Here is a 15,990-nt window from a genome sequence, read left to right on the forward strand (position 1 = left end):
CGACACGTTTACCTCCTTGCGATCTAGCAAGGAGGTTTTTTTGTTGGAAACAAAGATTAAATCAACAAGGTTACATCAGAGGAGGAAACAAAATGAGCAGCAAACAAATCGTCATGGATGTACAAGACATTCCTAAAATTCATAAATGGCTTACTTTGAGTTTACAGCATTTATTCGCCATGTTCGGTTCAACGATTCTCGTGCCTTTTCTCACGGGATTGTCTCCGGCAATAGCGCTTGTATCCAGTGGAGTGGGAACATTGGCATACCTTGTGATTACCAAAGGAAAAGTACCGGCTTATTTAGGCTCGAGTTTTGCGTTTATTTACCCGCTAACGGTCGTCAGTGAGTCAAGCGGCATCCCCGGTGCCATGGTAGGAAGTTTTTTAGCAGGTCTGGTATATGGTCTGGTTTCACTCCTTATCCGCACTTCTGGATTGAATTGGCTCATGCGGATTTTACCTCCAATCGTTGTAGGACCAGTGATCATCGTCATCGGTTTAAGTCTTGCATCGACAGCGATCGATATGGCGATGTATGTACCGGGACTTGATGAGCAGGTGTACAGCGGGACGCACTTATCTGTGGCATTAGTCACGCTGGCTATCACCATCATCGCCACCATGTTCTTTAAAGGCTTCTTCGGTCTTATTCCGATTTTGACCGGCATCATCGGCGGCTATATCTTTGCTTTGTTTCAAGGAATTGTCGACACAAGCGAAATTGCTGCTGAGTGGGCTTCGTTGACCTCAGCCGGCTCTATCGGAGAGTTTTTCGCTGCTTTATTTCAAAATCCCGGTTTTGTTCTGCCTTTTGTGGATTATTCTCCATTGGAAGTAATCAGCTGGCAAATCGCTTTTGCGATGGTGCCGGTTGCCCTTGTGACGATTACGGAACATACAGGGGATCAAATGGTGCTGTCGAAGGTCGTTGGCAGGAATTTCATCAAGCAGCCAGGCCTGCACCGTTCCATCCTTGGCGATGGGACAGCTACGATCATTGCATCTCTGCTCGGTGGGCCGCCTAACACTACGTATGGTGAAAATATCGGGGTACTGGCAATAACCAGGGTATTTAGTGTGTTCGTCATCGGAGGAGCTGCGTGTCTTGCTGTCTTGTTCGGATTTGTCGGAATCATAACAGCTGTGATAGGTGCAATTCCTTCCGCAGTGATGGGAGGCGTATCGATTTTATTATTCGGTATTATCGCTTCAAGTGGTTTACGTATGCTGGTTGACAATCAAGTGGATTTAGGAGATAAGCGAAATTTGATCATCTCTTCTGTTATTTTAGTAATCGGGATTGGCGGGGCGTTTATTCAAGTAACGGATGACCTGCAAATAGCCGGGATGGCGTTGTCAGCCCTCATCGGTGTTTTGCTGAATCTGGCTCTGCCTGGAAAAGAGAAGGGATATGGAAATGGAAATATGTTCAGTGATACCGAGCCGGAACCTGTTACAGAAGGAGAAGGCAAAGATTGACCTGACAAACAATGGAGGGACTGTATTCTTCTCGCAAGCCGAGAGGGACAGTCCCTCGTTATAAAGGAGGAGGAGATGAAGATGGACCACTTTTTATCGATGAAAGATCTTTCTGAACATGAAATCTTAAGGTTGTTAAAGGAAGCGGAGGCAATTAAAGCAGATGGGCTGAAACCTTTTGAAAAGCAATTGTTTGCCGGGAATTTGTTTTTTGAACCGAGTACCCGGACGAAAATGAGCTTTGCAGTTGCCGAACGAAGGCTTGGTTTGGAAAGTCTGGATTTCACCGGTGAATCTTCGAGTCTTTTAAAAGGGGAAACCATCTATGATACGGCCCGAACTTTTGAAGCCATAGGGGCGTCTTTACTGGTGATCAGGCATCCCGAAGAAAACATGGCTGCGAGGCTGGCCGCTGATTTATCCATCCCGGTCATCAACGCAGGAGATGGAACAGGAGAACATCCAACCCAGTCACTCCTTGACCTTATGACCATCTATCAGGAATTCAATCGGTTTTCAGGTCTACGGATAGCCATAGTCGGCGATATCAAACATAGCAGGGTGGCTAGATCAAATGCTTTGGCTTTAAAAACACTTGGAGCGGAAATCTACTTGTCATGCAAGCCGGAATGGGAAGATCATTCGCTTCCTTATTCTTATGTATCAATCGATGAAGCTGCGGAAATTTGTGATGTGGTCATGTTATTGAGAATTCAGCATGAAAGGCATGGACTGAACAATGGGAGAAACCCGATAAACTATCTTCAGCATTACGGCTTGACGGTAGAAAGGGAACGTACAATGCTGCAGCACGCAATCATTCTTCATCCGGCACCGGTGAACCGGGGTGTCGAAATAGCTGACGAATTAGTTGAGAGTCCGAAATCACGGATTTTCAAACAAATGGAAAATGGTGTATTTGCAAGAATGGCAGTGATTAAGCACCTATTAACAGACAGGGGGATTATCGATGACATTGACATTGATCAACGGGATGCAATTATCAGCAGATAACCAATTGGAACAGTGTGAAGTAATCATGGAGGATGGACATATCCTGGAAATCGCAGGTAAGATCGAGGAGCCGCGGGGTAAGGTGATAGATTGTCAAGGGAGATTGATAACACCCGGATTCATCGACGTGCACGTCCATCTTAGAGAGCCTGGCGGCGAAGCGAAAGAAACCATAGAAACCGGAACCTTGGCAGCAGCCCGTGGCGGTTACACAACGGTATGCGCCATGCCGAACACCAGGCCAGTCCCCGACAACAAGGTAACGTTGAAGCAAATTCAGGAAATGATTGCTGACAGAGCCCATATCAGGGTGTTGCCGTATGCTTCTATTACGGAGCGGCTGCTTGGGGATAAGCTGACCGATATGGAAGCTTTGCAGAGGGCCGGAGCATTTGCTTTCACTGATGACGGTGTCGGTGTGCAGTCGGCAGATCAAATGCTTCATGCAATGCATCAGTCGGCAGCCATTGGAAAAGCAATCGTTGCACATTGCGAGGATAACAGTTTAATACATAAAGGTGTAGTACATGAAGGAATGGTCAGCCAAAACCTGGGTGTCCCAGGAATTCCATCCGTATGTGAATCGGTCCAAATTGCCAGGGATGTCCTTTTAGCAGAGGCTGCGGACTGTCATTACCATGTCTGTCACGTTAGTACCAAAGAGTCCGTCCGGGTTATCCGGGACGCTAAACGGGCGGGGATACAGGTGACAGCAGAAGTGACTCCGCACCATCTGTTACTCAATGAAGGAGATATCCGGACGGATGATGCTAACTACAAGATGAATCCGCCCTTGCGATCCCTTGAAGATCAGCAGGCCCTGCTTGAAGGGTTGCTGGATGGGACGATCGATTTTATTGCAACAGATCATGCACCCCATACGGAAGAAGAAAAAAGCATGGGATTGATGGCCGCGCCTTTTGGCATAGTGGGTTTGGAAACGGCTTTTGCTCTGCTGAACAAGAAACTGGTCGAGCCAGGGGTTTGTAGCTTGAAACAGCTGGTAGACTGGCTGACGATAAAACCGGCAGAAGTATTTGACCTGCCTTATGGAAAAATGGAAATCGGAGGAAAAGCTGATCTTGCTGTGTTAGACATAAGAGAAGAATGGACAATCGATCGTAACGATTTTTCTTCTAAAGGAAAAAACACCCCCTTTGCAGGCTGGGATGTGACCGGCAAGCCGAAGTTGACTATATTTGCTGGGAGAATTGTTTATGAGGAGGATGAAAAGGATGCAAAAACGGCAGCTCGTTCTTGAAGATGGCACTCGCTTTTTGGGAACTGGATTTGGAAGTGATCGGGAAATTAGTGGTGAGGTTGTCTTCAATACAGGTATGACAGGTTACCAAGAAATTTTGTCGGATCCTTCTTATTGTGGGCAAATCGTAACAATGACTTACCCGTTAATCGGTAACTATGGAATCAATCGGGATGATTTTGAAACGATAACCCCTTCCATTCATGGATTGATTGTGAAAGAGGTATGCGACTTACCATCCAATTATCGATCAGAAGAGACGCTGGACCGCTTTTTAAAGGCCAATGACATACCGGGACTGGCCGGGATTGATACAAGAAAACTGACCAGATTGATTCGGAATCATGGAACCATGAAAGGCTTGTTCACATCAGCAGACTGCTCTGTGGAGAGGGCCATGCAACTTCTTCATCAGGAAATCGGTATCACCAACCATGTAGAACGTGTTTCCACGGTGAAACCATATGTGGTGCCCGGTCGAGGCAGACGCATCGTACTTGTCGATTTCGGAATGAAACACGGAATATTAAGAGAGTTGACCAAACGAAACTGTCACATAACGGTAGTTCCCCATCATTACTCAGCGGAGAAAATCAGAAGGCTTAAACCGGAAGGGGTCATGCTCTCTAATGGACCTGGCGACCCAAAATATGTCCCGGACGCTGTTCGGATGATAGAAGAAATCATCCCTGACATTCCAGTGTTCGGCATTTGTCTCGGTCATCAATTGATTGCCTTAGCGTGCGGCGCGGATACGGAAAAACTCCGTTTCGGACACCGGGGGGCCAATCATCCCGTAAAAGACTTGACAACAGGGAAAACCGTCATGACTTCACAGAATCACGGTTATACCGTGACGAAAGAATCTCTTGCCGGGACAGAGTTAGAATTGACCCAATTAGCATTGAACGACGGAACAGTAGAAGGATTGGCGCATAAACGCTATCCGGCTTTTTCGGTGCAGTATCATCCGGAAAGTTCGCCGGGACCGGAAGATACGTATCAATTATTTGATCGATTTCTTGCCAACATCATCACCCATCAATCGGAAGAAAAAAGGGAGGAAGTATCATGCCGAAGCGTACAGATATAAACAAGATTTTAGTGATCGGTTCAGGACCGATTGTCATCGGGCAGGCAGCAGAGTTCGATTATTCCGGAACACAGGCTTGTCAATCGTTGAAAGAAGAAGGTTACCAAGTGATTTTGGCTAATTCAAATCCGGCGACCATCATGACCGATGATACAGTGGCCGACACAGTATATATGGAGCCATTGACTACCGACTTTTTGATAAAAATCATTCGTAAAGAACAGCCGGATGCTATTTTGCCTACGCTGGGAGGGCAAACCGGCCTCAATATGGCCATGGCATTGGAGCAGACAGGCATTCTTGAGGAGTATGATGTCGAGTTGCTCGGAACGTCCCTTTCGGCGATACGAAAGGCAGAAGACAGGGAAGTGTTCCGCAGCCTGATGCACGAACTCGGTGAGCCTGTACCGGAGAGCCAAATCGTTCATTCTGTCGAAGAGGCTCTGGAGTTCGCAGGAGAAATCGGGTTTCCACTGATTGTTCGACCAGCATACACATTGGGCGGAACAGGAGGAGGCATGTGTTACGACAAAGATGAATTGATGGATATTACCAGAAACGGGTTGGCTTTATCACCTGTAACACAGTGCTTGGTTGAAAAAAACATTTCCGGTTTTAAAGAAATAGAATATGAAGTGATGCGTGATAAACAAGACCAGGCGATTGTCGTATGTAATATGGAGAATGTTGATCCGGTAGGTGTCCATACCGGCGATTCGATTGTGACCGCCCCTTCGCAAACACTCAGTGACCGCGAGTATCAAATGTTGCGCAATGCATCTTTGAAAATAATCCGGGCTTTAGAAATCGAAGGGGGATGTAATGTCCAACTGGCACTGGATCCCTCCAGTTTTCAATACTACATTATTGAAGTGAACCCGCGTGTCAGTCGTTCATCGGCTTTGGCTTCAAAAGCGACAGGGTATCCAATAGCAAAGCTGGCAGCAAAAATTGCACTTGGGCTAACACTTGATGAAATAATCAACCCAATAACCGGAACAACGTATGCATGTTATGAACCAGCGCTTGATTATGTGGTCACTAAATTGCCACGCTTCCCTTTCGATAAATTTGTCAGCGGGAATCGCAGTCTTGGAACCCAAATGAAAGCGACTGGAGAAGTAATGGCAGTCGGCAGGAGTTTCGAAGAATCCTTATTAAAAGGCATTCGTTCCCTTGATATCGGAACCGAAGAACTATGGATGGAGAAATGGACATATAAGACGATGGATGAGTTAATCGAGTGCTTGAAAAAGCCGGATGATGAACGGATTTTTGTGATAGCGGAAGCATTCCGGCGCGGCTGTACGGTAACGGAATTGTTTGAGACGACGAAAATCGATCCGTTCTTTTTGACGAAAATACAGAGATTGATCAAATTGGAAAAAGACGTTTCAGCACACAAAAATGACATGGAACGATTGATGGAAGCGAAAAAAGCAGGATTCTCCGACACTCAAGTTTCCAGACTTTGGGAAACAGATGTTGATTCCATTTATGAAATGCGCAAGCAATCCGGTTTGTTACCGGTATATAAAATGGTCGATACATGTGCTGCGGAATTTGAATCAGAAACCCCTTATTTCTATAGTACCTTCGAAGAAGAAAATGAATCGATTGTGTCTGAACGCCAAAAAGTGCTTGTAATCGGATCAGGACCGATTCGAATCGGTCAAGGAATCGAGTTCGATTATGCGACTGTTCATTCTGTACTTGCTTTAAAACAGGCTGGTTATGAGGCGATCATCATGAACAGCAATCCGGAAACAGTTTCTACCGATTTCAGTGTTTCTGACAAGCTATATTTCGAGCCGCTGACATTGGAGGATGTCATGCATGTGATTGAATTGGAAAAACCAGAAGGGGTTATCGTCCAGTTCGGTGGTCAGACTGCAATCAATCTGGCGGAAGGATTGCAAAGAAGAGGCGTGGCAATCCTGGGAACCAACCTGGAAGCGATTGACACAGCGGAGGACAGGGATAAATTCGAACATCTAATGAATGAACTTGATATTTTGCAGCCACAGGGAAAAAGTGTCCGTCAACTTGATCAGGCGGTCGCAGTCGCTGAACAAATCGGCTATCCAGTTCTTGTCCGTCCTTCTTATGTTATCGGAGGCAGCCAAATGGAGATTGTTTATAACAATGATGAATTAGCTGCTTATCTAAAAAAAAGCAATCATATCAAGCATACCCATCCCATTTTGATCGACAAATATTTGACGGGTATCGAGCTGGAGGTCGATGCTGTCTGTGATGGAGAAAATATTGTTATACCGGGTATGATGGAACACATTGAACGGGCGGGAGTACACTCCGGTGATTCTATCGCCGTCTATCCTCCACAACGAATCTCGGACAGTGCCAAGCGGGAATGTGTGGAAATTACCATGAAAATCGCGAGAAGACTTAGTGTCAAGGGCCTGATCAATATCCAATTTGTCATACATGAAGACAAGGTCTATGTATTAGAGGTGAATCCCCGGGCAAGCAGGACCATTCCATTTTTAAGCAAAATAACAGGAGTGCCGATGGCAGCTTTGGCTACAAGGTGTATTTTAGGAGAAAGCCTTGCCGATGCGGGATTTCCGAATGGATTGCTTCCAGAACTGCCACAGGTTTCGGTTAAAGTCCCGGTATTTTCCTTTGCAAAGCTTCGCAGTGTCGATACGATGCTGGGGCCGGAGATGAAATCGACTGGAGAAGCAATCGGAAGGGACAAAACACTGGAAAAAGCTCTTTATAAAGGATTGATTGCTTCCGGACTGTCGATTCCGCAAGAGGGAGCGGTGCTTTTGACCGTTGCCGATAAAGATAAACAGGAAATGATCGAAATCGCCAGGCGGTTTCATATGCTCGGTTTTAGACTTTATGCAACCGAAGGGACCAGTGAATTCACTGCGGAGAAAGGCATTCCTGTCCAAAAAGTCGGCAAAGTAGGAGCTGCCGGTGAAACCGTATTGTCCATTATAGAAGAAGGCAAGGTACAGGTTGTCATCAACACGTTGACTTCTGGCAAACAGCCCCGTTCAGACGGTTTCAGGATCAGAAGGGAAGCGGTAGAACATGGAATTGCTTGTCTGACGAGTCTGGATACTGCTATGGCCATATTGAATGTCATTGATTCCACTACCTTCACGGCAAGTCCAGTGTCTGAAAAAAGGGCGGTATTCACGACATGATACAGACAGAGCTGACCGTATTGGCAAATAACAAGATAGCAGAACAAACAATCGAGATGCAGCTTGGTTTGGCCAGCGATAAGCTGGTGACAGAGGCAGAAAAGTTTATGCCAGGGCAGTTTCTTCACGTAAAAGTGGGAGAAGCAGACACGCCAATGCTAAGAAGGCCGATTTCCATTGCGGATATGGATAGTGACGGCAATATAACCATCATATTCAAAATATCAGGCCGCGGTACAGATATGTTGGGTAAACAATCTGTCGGGAGTCAGATCGACGCTTTGCTGCCATGCGGTACAGGTTATCCAGTTGAAGAATTGAATCTGGATACAGCCTTGCTAATCGGTGGTGGAATAGGCGTCCCGCCCCTGTACTATCTGGGAAAAACGTTGGCATCCCGGGGTACCCGGGTCATTTCCATCCTTGGATTCCAGAAGGAGGACCAGGTATTTTATAAGGAGAAATTTATGAATCTCGGAGAAACCATTATTGTGACAGATGACGGAAGTCTTGGGGAAAAAGGATTTGTCACGGATTATATGTCAAAGCACATCGCAGAGTTTGATTGTTTTTTTTCATGTGGTCCGACACCAATGCTTCGTGCGGTAACGGAAAAGCTTTCCGGCAGACGGGGCTATATTTCAGTCGAACAGCGTATGGGGTGCGGAATCGGTGCTTGTTATGCTTGTGTAGTTCCGTCTAAAAGTGAGACAGGTTTCAAAAAAATCTGTAAAGACGGACCAGTATTTGCGGCAAATGAGGTGAATTTATGATCTCTCTGGAAACAAAACTTCCAGGTTTGCATCTAAAGAACCCGGTCATGCCCGCTTCCGGTTGTTTTGGCTTCGGCCGTGAATTCAGTGAACTATTTGATTTGAACCAGCTTGGAGCTGTTGTCATCAAAGCAGCTACTTATGAATCAAGATACGGTAACCAGACACCGCGTGTAGCCGAAACAGCTGCAGGTATGCTTAATGCCATAGGCTTACAAAATCCCGGTGTAGAAGCAATTTGTAAAGAAGAGTTACCGTACCTTTCCCGGTTCGATATACCGGTGATTGCCAATGTAGCCGGAAGTACGATAGAGGAATATGTGGCAGTGGCGAAAATGCTGGACGAAACCGGCCTGATTCAAGCCTTGGAACTTAATATATCCTGCCCCAATGTAAAAGAAGGGGGAATCCAGTTCGGCATGGATCCGGGCCTTGCCGCAGAAGTGACAGCACAGGTGAAAAAGACAGTTGATACGCCGGTTTATGTCAAATTATCCCCAAACACAGCTGATATAGTGCAAATGGCAAAAGCAGTGGAAACCGCCGGAGCGGATGGGTTATCGATGATCAACACCTTGACAGGCATGCAAATCGATTTACCTTCCAGAAAGCCATTGCTGGCCAATCAAACAGGGGGGTTGTCCGGTCCCGCTATCAAACCGATCGCTATCCGGATGGTTTACGAAGTGAGGCAGCATAGCGGACTTCCAATCATCGGCATGGGCGGCATATCCACCGCTGAAGATGTGTTGGAGTTTCTCCTTGCAGGGGCCAGCGCTGTAGCCGTGGGCACTGCGAACATCCATGATCCGTTTGCTTGCATGAAGATAATTGAAAGACTTCCACAAGTTTTGCAAAAGTATGGTTTTCAAAACATGGAGGAAGCAATAGAGGGAGGAAATAGACATGAAGCCGATTTATCTCGCTCTTGATTTTCCAGATTGGCAGGAAACGGAACTTTTCCTACGGAGCAATCGACTGCAAGGGGTACCGGTGAAAGTGGGAATGGAACTTTTTTATCGAGAAGGGCCACAGGTGATTGAAAAACTGAAGGATGACGGTCACTCCATATTTCTGGATTTAAAGTTACATGACATTCCGAATACGGTTTATAAAGCGATGAAGAATTTGGCGAAATTGGGGGTGGATTTGGTGAACATCCACGCCTCGGGAGGAAGCGAAATGATTCGGGCTGCCAAACAGGGATTTCTAGAAGGTAATCCGGGACTAAACAGTAAATTAATCGCGGTGACCGTGTTAACTTCCATGAACGATCGCATGTTGTCAGAAGAGCTGCGGATTCCGGTTGGTGCAGGAGAGGCGACTCTAAACCTGGCGAACTTGGCTAAAGAAAGTGGAGCAGACGGAGTCGTTTGTTCACCGTTGGAGGTTCCTATGATTAAAAGAAGTTGTGGATCTTCCTTTTATACCGTGACTCCAGGCATCCGTTTGAAAAGTGATCATCATCAAGACCAGCAGAGGATCACCAGCCCAGCTGAAGCTAGGCACAACGGGGCAGATGCAATCGTGATAGGACGCAGTATAACAGCATCTTCCGACCCGAAAAGCAAGTACCAGCAAGTTATGAAGGAGTGGAATGATGGAAAGAAAAGATGAAATAGCGAAAGATTTATTAAAAATCGGAGCTGTGAAAATCAGTCCTGATGATCCGTTTACATGGACCTCTGGAATGAAATCGCCAATTTATTGTGACAACCGATTAACGATGTCCTTTCCAGAAGTAAGAAAAAAGCTGACATTGGCCTTTGCCGACATGACAGACCAGATGGATAAAAAATTCGAAGTCATTGCAGGATGTGCTACTGCAGGGATTCCGCATGCCGCCTGGTTATCGGATCATCTAGGTTTGCCGATGGCCTATGTACGTTCAAAGCCAAAAGGTCATGGAAAGGGCAATCAAATCGAAGGCGACATTAAAAAAGGACAACGAGTGATTGTAATAGAAGATTTGATTTCTACAGGAGGATCTGCTTTGAATGCTGTCCAGGCTTTACAAGAGAAAGGTGCAGAAGTGATGGCGGTATTTGCTATCTTTACATATGGACTTGCCGGCACGGCTGAAGCATTTGCTGAACAAGGAATATCGTTATCAACCATTACAGATTTCGAAACGTTGGTAACCATCCTGGAAACAGAAGGAGGGGTATCAGAGAAGGAAAGCAAGCAATTATTTGAATGGCGTGAAGCATTACAGGGATCGGCACATCGTTCTTAAAAGCTGCTTACATAAACTGAGACCCACTGAAAAACTGAAGTTTACAAACGGTCTGTGTGGAATTTGATTTCCATACAGACCGTTTTTCGTCTAACTTTGAGTGGAATGCGCCCTCTATGCTTCAGAAGGTTTACGATATGTTTCCCATTTGCGGTGAAAATCGCCAAGGTACCTTGAATGCTCATGCTTTGGAGACCCGAATATCTATTCGGTCATGCACCCTTCTTGACCAAGTTAGCTGCGGCAAGTGTGCACGGACAAGTAATTCGTAGATTCTATAACAAATGTTGACAGCTATTTTAAATTAATAAGAAATTTTTTCAGTGGTATCCCAGAAGGAGCTTCATCATGGGGAAAGATTGTTTAGTCAGGGCAGACAAGTGGTAAATGAACAAATGAAAAGGAATATTAGTCCAACAAAGTCTACTAAAGGAGTGACAAACATGGAATCCCAACAACAAAATGGTAGTAAACTGGTCGTAGGTATGGCTGCCGGAGCCTTGGCAGGAGCGGCCCTTGCAATGCTTAATTCCAACACTCGTTCAAATGTGAAGCAGAATGTGAGTGGTATGAAAGAATCAGTGTCTAGCATGGCTGCCGATGTTAAACAAAATCCTCGGGAAACAAAAGATCAGCTTATGGATAGAGTAAAAGCAGCTACAGATGCACTAAAGGATGCTGCCAACAATGTTCAAGAACTTTATAATAAAGTCAACGGTGAATTTAAAAATGAATTGAAGGACGTGCAGCACGATACTCAAGAAGCCGTATCAACTGCAAAAGACGTAGGCAGCAAAGTGAAGGATGCAAAAGAACAACTGGTAAATGGTTCTTCAGATACAAGCCAATACAATCAGCCTCATTAATTGCTCGACAAGAAAAAGCGCCCGTGGTTCAGACAAGGAACCATGGGCGTTTTGAATGTTGGGGCGAAATGATTCGGCAATTTCCTGACACAAACCAAACAGAAAATGCTCTATTTAATTTTCATCCAGTGAAGCTATGGAAATTTGTTCCACGGTTCCGACTCCGTTTTCGCGAATTTTCACATCCATTTCGACTCTGTCTCCCTGCTGCAGAAAAATGGCAAGCGGTGCTTTACTCGCATTTACGGTGTAAATCGTCGTATCATCTTTCAATAAAAATTGAACGGACTGACCTGATGTAGTGGAAGTAACCAATGATCGGTTCACTTCGCCACTGATTGTTTTTGCTTCAACATCTTCGCTAGCTTCCGGGTTACCGGCCTCTTGTGCCAACTGCATGCGGTACGCTGCAAGGGTTTCCTCGGCTGTTTCCCCGAACACGACGAAGTCAGAATCATTGGCTTTGATATACGCATATTGCTTAAACAGGCCATTTGGATCCAGTACGTTCACGACCCATGTCGGACTGCCATCAATATTGTACAAGATGGGCATGGACCCTTCCCAATTCTTTTCGGGAAATTCCTTGTTTACAATCTGTTTAGCCCCTTTACTATCCATTATTCCGTTATTTTTTTTGCCGTTATAATAGGTCAACTCTGCTGTTTTGGCATTGATTAGTGTATAACCTAATGCTGAGTCGATGTTCTCTTTAGGGGAGGCCATATCTGTAAAATAGTACATTTCCCCTTTATTGTCGAAGATCGGCGTGACGGTATTTTCCGTACCTGATTCATTCGGTATTTTCACATCTTTTTTCCCGAACAAGGAATTCAACCAGCCATGCACATATTTTCCGAAGTAATTGTTCTGTTTACCAGCCATTTCCGAACTGATAGGGCTGTCGATGAATGCAGGTGCTTCGCTTGGATCATAAAGTTGCACATCTCCGGATTCAGGGTCTACCACTGCCACTTTTAACTGATCCATGTCTGGCTTGTTCGTAAGCTTGATCGGTTTATATACAGTTTGGACATACCATGGTTTCCCTTCGTCATCCACTTCGATTTGTGCTTCGCCGCTTTGCACATAGTCTGGATATTCATTATAGATGATCCGTTGCACGTTATGATTAAAAAAGCTTGAATTTGTAAATAGCATTTTACTTTCAACGAATTCAGGCTGGGCGTCGATATTGTCCGCTGGAATGGTGAAAAATCCTTCTGTCTCTTTTCCGCGCAGATACTTCCAAAAGCCGGTGAATTCTACTGGTGCCACATACATGATTTCATTATCGATTTTTTGAACCTGCAGCTTTCCTAAATCATAGAACTGGGTGTTCGGCACAACGCTCATTGCTTTTTGTACTTTGTTGCGGGCGAATTCAGGCGAAACAGTTATAGGCGTGTCATCTTCATTGAAAGGTTCCGCCTCTCCTGCCTCTTGTTTTGCAATCGATTCATATGAGTTGTCAAGCGCTGCCAAGCCAATAAAAAAGCTGACCGGCAGTGCCAGTATAATTAGGATGATTAAAATTCCCGATGCAGATCGGTGAGGCTTCTTGTATGAAAAAGGCATTCCGTTTTTATAATAAAGCAGCGGGATAAGCACCAGACAAACGATGAAATTTTCGACCAAAAGATTAGGTGCTGTCAGTGTCGGCAATGCAAGGTAATTGAAAAGGCCGCATAGAACAAAGCCTGTAATGAATATAATGATCCAGTTGCGGATCATCGCTGGTGTTGGCTTTCTTCTGATCATAGCCAACACACTGAATAAGAAAAATAAAGGAAAGGATAAAATAGTTGCCAGTAGTATTCCCATCATGTAAATTCTCCTAACTATTGTCTGTTTATGATTGCTGCAGCTTATCTATCTTACGGATGAGAATAAGATTAGGTTTCATTTTTCAAGAAAATAGAATAACAGGCGGCCAGATCATGAAAGTATTTGGGACCCAGCAAAAAGTGGCCGGAACCCGAAAAATCACTCGCATAACAGAACGAAACGGGATAGGAGGTATGAGAAGACCTTCTTTTTGGATGCTTTTTCCTCAATGAAAAAAATGAAACAGGATGGATTTTCCTTTGATGAATTCCTTTCATTCATGAACTGCTTCGCCTAGGTCTCCGACAAACTTGAACAAAGCCTCGGCGTGGCGTTCTTTTGCCACACAGAGGCTTTGCATAAGAGTGGGGAGGATAAAGGAAACGCTGAGATTTATACTTTCTTATCTTTTAAACAAAAAACGGACGAGTTCGCATGTGTGCCACTGCGAATCATCGTCCGTTTTTGTTTTGGTCTCGAAGTTTTATTCGGACCACCCTCGCTCACTCGGGTTTTTTCTTTAATCTTTCAATCAAGTCAGCTTCAGGAGTCACAAACAAGGTTTTCTGATTGTCATAGGTGACAAACCCGGGCTTTGCTCCGTTTGGTTTTTTGACATGGCGAATCAACGTGTAATCGACTGGGACCGACGACGAATGCTTCGACTTACTGAAGTTTGCTGCCAGTTGGGCCGCTTCATATAATGTTTCCTGACTTGGATGACGATCCCGGATGACCACATGGGAACCAGGTATGTCTTTCGTGTGAAGCCAAATATCATCTCGAGCAGCCACACGGTTGGTCAAGTATTCGTTTTGTTTGTTGTTTTTTCCGACAAGAAGCAGTGTGCCATCGCTTGCGTAGAACTGCTCCGGTTCCGGTTTTGCAGGTTTGTTGGTTTTTTTCTTTCGGGCAGGCTTGGATTTTAAGTAACCTTCTTCCCTTAGCTCCTGCCGTATTTCTTCGATATCTTGTTCTCTTGCCTCTGCGATTTGTTGCAGCAGATCATCAAGGTAGTCTATTTCCTGCTTCGCCTTGGAAATTTCTCCGAGGACTACTTGTCTGGATTTTTTAAGTTTTTGATAAGTCTTAAAAAGACTTTGCGCATTCTCGCTCGGCGTTTTATTTACATTCAATTCGATGGTGATTTTCTTTTGTTCCGGATCATAATAATCGATTACTTCTACTTGTTTATCACCTGGTTTAATCTGATGCATATTGGCAGTCAGCAATTCACCAAGCCGCTGATACTTATCGGCTTGTTCAGCCTTTTTCAGCGTTTGTTCATGTTTTTTGATTTTGCGGATGTTTTTATCCCGTTCATTTTTTAAAAAACGTGAAAGGTCTCCGGATTGTTGCTTTACACGATCTCTTTCTGCTTTTCCGGAATAAAAAATATCCAGCATTTTACTGACTGAGTCACAATGGACAGGTTCACCATCTTTAGACTCCAGCAGTAACACATAGAAATCCTCTTTGTTTTCACGATAAATCACAGGTCGATAATGGTGGTGTATCAGTTTATCCTGTATAGCTGAAAAAACCTGCCTGAAAGCATCGCTTCCACCCAGTCCGGACCGATAGACGATTTCTTTAGCAATCACCGGGGAAAAGCCTGTGAATTGATTCACTATTTGCTGATCCAGCCTGCCGGAGTTAAAGTCCAACTTTCGGACAAACGATTCCGGATCCAGTTCAACTGGGTTGATTTTCCCCTGGTCTGGAGGGAGTTTGTAAAGACTTCCTGGCATGATCGTCCTGTACCGGTTTTGTGCGGGAGGTACGTGCTTGATACTGTCTTGGATGACTTGTTTTTCTTTGTCGATCAGCAATATATTACTGTGTTTTCCCATTACTTCGATGATCAATGTTTTCTCTGTCTCGTCACCGATTTCATTTTTTCCTCTAAAATGAAACATGACAATTCTTTCATTTTCATATTGAACGATATCTTGTAAAAATCCTCCGGATAAATGCTTTCTTAACAGCATGCAAAACATGGGAGGGGTTTTCGGATTCTCGTACACATCGTCCGTCAAATGAAATCTTGCATAACTAGGATGGGCGGACAGCAGCAATGATTTATTGCTTCCGTTGCTTCTGATCGTGAGAATCAGTTCTGTTTCGGTTGGTTGATAAATTTTAAGTAGCCGCCCTGCTGCCAGTTGATTGTTTAATTCGCGTACAGCAGCCCGAGTGACTATTCCATCAAAAGCCATGGAATCACCTCGTCCGTAATTATAGCATTTTTTTGGAC

At 44.9% G+C, this 15,990-nt stretch carries 12 protein-coding genes; 10 read left to right on the forward strand and 2 right to left on the reverse strand.

What is annotated here, in order from left to right; all coding sequences use genetic code 11:
• The first annotated feature begins 92 nt into the window (after positions 1-92).
• From F6X55_RS06760 to F6X55_RS06805, 10 genes are all read left to right on the forward strand, one after another.
• Positions 93-1,481: a solute carrier family 23 protein gene (locus tag F6X55_RS06760; RefSeq protein ID WP_026570430.1), complete on the forward strand. Its 1,389-nt coding sequence runs from the start codon at positions 93-95 to the stop codon at positions 1,479-1,481.
• Between the two features lie 81 nt (positions 1,482-1,562).
• Positions 1,563-2,495, forward strand: a complete 933-nt coding sequence (locus F6X55_RS06765; RefSeq protein WP_153462516.1) for an aspartate carbamoyltransferase catalytic subunit — start codon at positions 1,563-1,565, stop codon at positions 2,493-2,495.
• Positions 2,452-3,756 carry a dihydroorotase gene (locus tag F6X55_RS06770; RefSeq protein ID WP_026570429.1) on the forward strand — a complete coding sequence of 435 codons (1,305 nt, stop codon included), beginning with the start codon at positions 2,452-2,454 and terminating at the stop codon, positions 3,754-3,756. Before F6X55_RS06765 ends, F6X55_RS06770 begins: the two co-directional genes overlap by 44 nt.
• Positions 3,731-4,849, forward strand: coding sequence for a carbamoyl phosphate synthase small subunit (locus tag F6X55_RS06775; RefSeq protein WP_153462518.1), 1,119 nt, complete (start codon positions 3,731-3,733; stop codon positions 4,847-4,849). The genes F6X55_RS06770 and F6X55_RS06775 overlap by 26 nt, the downstream gene beginning before the upstream one ends.
• Complete coding sequence (gene carB, locus F6X55_RS06780; protein WP_153462520.1) at positions 4,828-8,031, forward strand: carbamoyl-phosphate synthase large subunit; 3,204 nt, start codon at positions 4,828-4,830, stop codon at positions 8,029-8,031. Before F6X55_RS06775 ends, carB begins: the two co-directional genes overlap by 22 nt.
• On the forward strand, positions 8,028-8,804 hold the full coding sequence (locus F6X55_RS06785; protein ID WP_153462522.1) for a dihydroorotate dehydrogenase electron transfer subunit: 777 nt from the start codon (positions 8,028-8,030) through the stop codon (positions 8,802-8,804). The genes carB and F6X55_RS06785 overlap by 4 nt, the downstream gene beginning before the upstream one ends.
• Positions 8,804-9,736 carry a dihydroorotate dehydrogenase gene (locus F6X55_RS06790; RefSeq protein ID WP_272914940.1) on the forward strand — a complete coding sequence of 311 codons (933 nt, stop codon included), beginning with the start codon at positions 8,804-8,806 and terminating at the stop codon, positions 9,734-9,736. The genes F6X55_RS06785 and F6X55_RS06790 overlap by 1 nt, the downstream gene beginning before the upstream one ends.
• Complete coding sequence (gene pyrF / locus F6X55_RS06795) at positions 9,711-10,421, forward strand: orotidine-5'-phosphate decarboxylase (RefSeq protein WP_026570424.1); 711 nt, start codon at positions 9,711-9,713, stop codon at positions 10,419-10,421. The genes F6X55_RS06790 and pyrF overlap by 26 nt, the downstream gene beginning before the upstream one ends.
• Positions 10,405-11,040 (forward strand): orotate phosphoribosyltransferase, encoded by a 636-nt coding sequence (pyrE, locus tag F6X55_RS06800; RefSeq protein ID WP_026570423.1) that lies wholly within the window; start codon positions 10,405-10,407, stop codon positions 11,038-11,040. The genes pyrF and pyrE overlap by 17 nt, the downstream gene beginning before the upstream one ends.
• Positions 11,041-11,483: 443 nt before the next feature.
• Entirely contained in the window at positions 11,484-11,906 is a 423-nt protein-coding gene (locus F6X55_RS06805; RefSeq protein ID WP_051382035.1) for a hypothetical protein, read from the forward strand.
• Between the two features lie 114 nt (positions 11,907-12,020).
• Here F6X55_RS06805 and F6X55_RS06810 read toward each other — a convergent pair whose 3' ends face one another.
• Both F6X55_RS06810 and F6X55_RS06815 read right to left on the reverse strand, forming a co-directional pair.
• Positions 12,021-13,733 (reverse strand): DNA-binding protein, encoded by a 1,713-nt coding sequence (locus tag F6X55_RS06810; protein WP_153462524.1) that lies wholly within the window; start codon positions 13,731-13,733, stop codon positions 12,021-12,023.
• Positions 13,734-14,236: 503 nt separating this feature from the next.
• Positions 14,237-15,952: an Rqc2 family fibronectin-binding protein gene (locus F6X55_RS06815; RefSeq protein WP_153462526.1), complete on the reverse strand. Its 1,716-nt coding sequence runs from the start codon at positions 15,950-15,952 to the stop codon at positions 14,237-14,239.
• Between the last annotated feature and the right edge of the window lie 38 nt (positions 15,953-15,990).

The sequence above is a fragment of the Sediminibacillus terrae genome (genome assembly GCF_009602435.1).
Taxonomy (GTDB): Bacteria; Bacillota; Bacilli; order Bacillales; family Amphibacillaceae; genus Sediminibacillus; species Sediminibacillus terrae.

What these genes read in the sequence shown, in the direction of transcription:
- F6X55_RS06765 (WP_153462516.1), top strand. Translation starts at nt 1,563, where the DNA reads ATGGACCACTTTTTATCGATGAAAGATCTTTCTGAACATGAAATCTTA.
- F6X55_RS06775 (WP_153462518.1), top strand. Translation starts at nt 3,731, where the DNA reads ATGCAAAAACGGCAGCTCGTTCTTGAAGATGGCACTCGCTTTTTGGGA.
- F6X55_RS06760 (WP_026570430.1), top strand. Translation starts at nt 93, where the DNA reads ATGAGCAGCAAACAAATCGTCATGGATGTACAAGACATTCCTAAAATT.
- carB (WP_153462520.1), top strand. Translation starts at nt 4,828, where the DNA reads ATGCCGAAGCGTACAGATATAAACAAGATTTTAGTGATCGGTTCAGGA.
- F6X55_RS06805 (WP_051382035.1), top strand. Translation starts at nt 11,484, where the DNA reads ATGGAATCCCAACAACAAAATGGTAGTAAACTGGTCGTAGGTATGGCT.
- F6X55_RS06810 (WP_153462524.1), bottom strand. Translation starts at nt 13,733, where the DNA reads ATGATGGGAATACTACTGGCAACTATTTTATCCTTTCCTTTATTTTTC.
- pyrF (WP_026570424.1), top strand. Translation starts at nt 9,711, where the DNA reads ATGAAGCCGATTTATCTCGCTCTTGATTTTCCAGATTGGCAGGAAACG.
- F6X55_RS06785 (WP_153462522.1), top strand. Translation starts at nt 8,028, where the DNA reads ATGATACAGACAGAGCTGACCGTATTGGCAAATAACAAGATAGCAGAA.
- pyrE (WP_026570423.1), top strand. Translation starts at nt 10,405, where the DNA reads ATGGAAAGAAAAGATGAAATAGCGAAAGATTTATTAAAAATCGGAGCT.
- F6X55_RS06770 (WP_026570429.1), top strand. Translation starts at nt 2,452, where the DNA reads ATGACATTGACATTGATCAACGGGATGCAATTATCAGCAGATAACCAA.
- F6X55_RS06815 (WP_153462526.1), bottom strand. Translation starts at nt 15,952, where the DNA reads ATGGCTTTTGATGGAATAGTCACTCGGGCTGCTGTACGCGAATTAAAC.